Source organism: Streptomyces adustus (assembly GCF_009377175.1).
In the GTDB taxonomy this organism is placed as follows: Bacteria; Actinomycetota; Actinomycetes; order Streptomycetales; family Streptomycetaceae; genus Streptomyces; species Streptomyces adustus.
The window spans coordinates 1-3,815 of the sequence record NZ_VJZD01000441.1 but is presented as its reverse complement, the minus strand read 5'-3'; the positions used below and the strand labels follow the sequence as shown (position 1 = coordinate 3,815).

3 protein-coding genes are annotated in these 3,815 nt (G+C 68.8%); all 3 read left to right on the top strand.

Going from position 1 to position 3,815, the window contains the following annotated elements; translation table 11 throughout:
• Positions 1 to 94 precede the first annotated feature (94 nt).
• The 3 genes from FNH09_RS45175 (at position 95) to FNH09_RS45160 (ending at position 3,687) form a co-directional block, all read left to right on the top strand.
• Positions 95 to 868: an isoprenyl transferase gene (locus FNH09_RS45175; RefSeq protein WP_162470080.1), complete on the top strand. Its 774-nt coding sequence runs from the start codon at positions 95 to 97 to the stop codon at positions 866 to 868.
• Positions 869 to 1,219: 351 nt separating this feature from the next.
• Positions 1,220 to 2,545, top strand: coding sequence for a PhoH family protein (locus tag FNH09_RS45165; protein ID WP_162470079.1), 1,326 nt, complete (start codon positions 1,220 to 1,222; stop codon positions 2,543 to 2,545).
• A gap of 452 nt (positions 2,546 to 2,997) precedes the next feature.
• Complete coding sequence (locus FNH09_RS45160) at positions 2,998 to 3,687, top strand: aggregation-promoting factor C-terminal-like domain-containing protein (protein WP_162470078.1); 690 nt, start codon at positions 2,998 to 3,000, stop codon at positions 3,685 to 3,687.
• Positions 3,688 to 3,815: the final 128 nt, after the last annotated feature.

The window sequence follows — 3,815 nt, the reverse complement described above, 5'->3', positions numbered from 1 at the left end:
CCCACCGATCCACACCCCCGAATCCCGCCCCGGCCGTGCAGCCGTTAGGCTTCGCCCGCGGGGACCGCCACCGTATGGAGGGGCTGACAATCACGTGAACCTGCGCGACAGGCTGCGCGGCCTGCTGGTGAGGCTGTACGCACGCCGGGTGGAAGGCCACCTGGACCACGCTCAGGTGCCCAAGCACATCGGCGTGATCGTGGACGGCAACCGCCGCTGGGCGAAGGCCGCGGGCTCCACCGCCGCGCAGGGCCACCGGGCCGGTGCGGACAAGATCGAGGAGTTCCTCGGCTGGTGCACCGAGACGGACGTCGAGGTCGTCACCCTCTGGCTGCTGTCGACGGACAACTTCGACCGTCCCCAGGAGGAACTGCTCCCGCTTCTCGGCATCATCGAGGACGTGGTCCGCTCCCTGGCCGCCGACGGACGCTGGCGCGTGCACCACGTCGGCACCGCCGATCTGCTGCCGTCCGGCATGCAGACCGTGCTGAAGGAGGCGGAGGAGAACACCGCCCACGTCGACGGGATACTGGTCAACGTCGCCATCGGCTACGGCGGCCGCCAGGAGATCGCGGACGCCGTGCGCGCGATGCTCCACGACGCCCACGACAAGGGCGTGTCGATGGAGGACCTCGCCGAGTCCGTCGACATCGACATGATCGGCCGCCACCTCTACACCGGCGACCAGCCCGACCCCGACCTCGTGATCCGCACCAGCGGCGAGCAGCGGCTGTCCGGTTTCATGCTGTGGCAGACGGCCCATGCGGAGTACTACTTCTGTGAGGTCTTCTGGCCGGCCTTCCGCAAGGTCGACTTCCTGCGCGCCCTGCGCGACTACGCGGCCCGCCACCGGCGCTTCGGCGGCTGAGCGTCCGTCGGGTCACGACGGAGGAGTTCACGGTTTCACGGGACCCCTGGGATCCCGTTCGACGCGGACGTCACACGGAGTTCATCGGCGCGCCGTCATATGCCGTGGCATGAGCGTGCATCTTGGAGGGCATAAGCCAAGCAGGTCGGTGCCCGAACCACGGGTACCGCATCTCAGCGGACGGCTCGGGGCCGTCCGCCCGGGAGGCCCTTTGCACCAGCCCGACCGTGTGTTCCCAGCACGGACGCAGCCGCGGAGGGCCGGTTCTCGGCCCGCCGTGCATCGGCGCCGTCAACCGGTCCAGCTCCTTCTCGTCGCTCCCCGACCTCATCCGAGGGGGTACGTCCTTCCGTGGTGACCAGCACAAAGCGCCGCACGCCAGACCGGCGCACCTATGTTCTCGACACCAGCGTCCTGCTGGCCGACCCGAACGCCCTGACCCGCTTCGACGAGCACGAGGTCGTGCTCCCGATCGTCGTGGTCACGGAACTGGAGGCCAAGCGGCACCATCCCGAACTCGGCTACTTCGCCCGGCAGGCGCTGCGCCTGCTCGACGACTACCGGGTCCGGTACGGCCGTCTCGACTCCCCCATTCCGATCGGGGATCTCGGCGGTACCGTCCGTGTCGAGCTCAACCACTCGGACCCCAGCGTGCTGCCTTCCGGCTACCGACTGGGGGACAACGACTCCCGCATCCTCGCGGTGGCCCGGAATCTCCAGGCCGAGGGGTTCGACGTCACCGTCGTGTCGAAGGACCTGCCGCTGCGGATCAAGGCGTCGTCCGTGGGCCTCCTCGCCGAGGAGTACCGCGCCGAGCTCGCCATCACGGACTCCTCCGGCTGGACCGGGATGTCCGAACTGACGCTGTCCGGCGAACAGGTGGACATCCTCTTCGAGGAAGGGCACGTGTACGTGCCGGAGGCCTCGGACCTCCCGGTGCACACCGGCCTGACCATCCAGTCGGAGCGCGGCAAGGCGCTCGGCCGGGTGTCGCCCGACGGCAACATCCGCCTGGTGCGCGGCGACCGCGAGGCGTTCGGCATCAAGGGGCGCAGCGCCGAGCAGCGGATCGCGCTCGACCTGCTCCTCGACCCGGACATCGGGATCGTGTCGATGGGCGGCCGGGCCGGCACCGGCAAGTCGGCGCTGGCGCTGTGCGCGGGTCTGGAGGCGGTCCTGGAGCGCCGCCAGCACAAGAAGGTCATGGTCTTCCGGCCGCTGTACGCGGTGGGCGGGCAGGAACTGGGCTATCTGCCCGGCTCCGAGGCGGAGAAGATGAGCCCCTGGGCCCAGGCGGTCTTCGACACCCTCTCCGCGGTCACCAGCCGGGACGTCATCGAGGAGGTCACCGCGCGCGGGATGCTGGAGGTCCTCCCGCTCACCCACATCCGCGGCCGCTCGCTGCACGACGCGTTCGTGATCGTGGACGAGGCGCAGTCGCTGGAGAGGAACGTCCTGCTGACCGTGCTGTCCCGGATCGGCGCGAACTCGCGTGTCGTGCTGACCCATGACGTGGCACAGCGGGACAATCTGCGGGTCGGCCGCTACGACGGTGTGGTCGCCGTCGTGGAGAAGCTGAAGGGGCATCCGCTGTTCGCCCACATGACGCTGACCAGGTCCGAGAGGTCCCAGATCGCGGCACTTGTGACCGAAATGCTGGAGGACGTCCAGCTCTGACAATTCATGGAACGGTTGCCCCTGGAGGCCCGTTGTATGAATTCGGCGCCGCTCGACGAAGGCGATGAGCCTAGTCGGGCGGCGCCTTCGTGTGTGGGCGTTTCATGAAACCCCCTGGGCCAAACGAGGTGTGAGCTTTCACACGCAACTCAGAATTGCCTTGCGTCGTCGTGTTACGGCAGAGTCTCACTCCTGTCAGGCCCCCGCATACGACACACCTGTACCTCTGGACGTACTCCCGCACTTCGGTGAGGGCGGTACGGCACGACGGAGGCACAAGCCCAACTCCATAGCGTCGTCGTATGCCGCCCGCTCTTCACGTGGCACTCCCGCGCAGGGAGTTGCCCGCCGGGCCCGCGCCTCCCGTGACCCCGCAGTTGGGAGGCCAGCGACAGGGGCACGATTGCGTCCGCCAGGGTCACCGAAGCGGGCGATGCTGGAAGGAAAACCGTGTGAGCCGGATCTCGGTCCGGGGATTCGCAGTGGCCTCGGCCACCGCGGTCACCGCCGTCGGAAGCGTTGTCGGCGTTGCCTCGGGCAGCGTTGCGCAGCCCAACGACGCAGAGGCGACGGCAAGCGACTCGACGCTGCTCCTCGCGGACATCCCCGCGGGTCAGCAGGCCCAGGTGCAGACCGCGTCCCTGACGCAGCAGGCTGACGCCCAGGCCATCGCCGCCGACGCGAGCGCCAAGAAGGACGCCGAGGAGGCCGCCCGCAAGGCTGCCGCCAAGACCGCGGTCGCGAAGAAGGAGGCCGCCGAGGAGGCGGCCAAGAAGCGTGCCGAGGCGAAGGAAGCGGCGAGCCGCAGCGCGGTGCGCGACGCGTCCACCTTCTCCGTGCAGAGCTCCTACACGGTCGCGCAGATCCAGGCGATGGCGCGCCAGATGGTGCCGAGCTCCCAGTTCCAGTGCTTCAGCAACATCGTGAACCACGAGTCCAGCTGGAACTACCACGCCGTCAACGCCTCCTCCGGCGCCTACGGCCTGTTCCAGGCGCTGCCCGCCGGCAAGTACGCCTCCGCGGGCGCGGACTGGCAGACCAACCCGGCCACCCAGATCAAGTGGGGCCTCAGCTACATGAACGGCCGCTACGGCAGCCCGTGCGAGGCCTGGTCCTTCTGGCAGGCGAACAGCTGGTACTAGACGGCCCCGGCCGTCGACGCTCAACCTCACGAAGCCCCTCCCCGTCCTTGGGGGAGGGGCTTCGCCCTGTACGGTCGGACGCAACGACTCCAGGGGGAGTGGTGGGGAGAGACGCTGTCTCTTATACA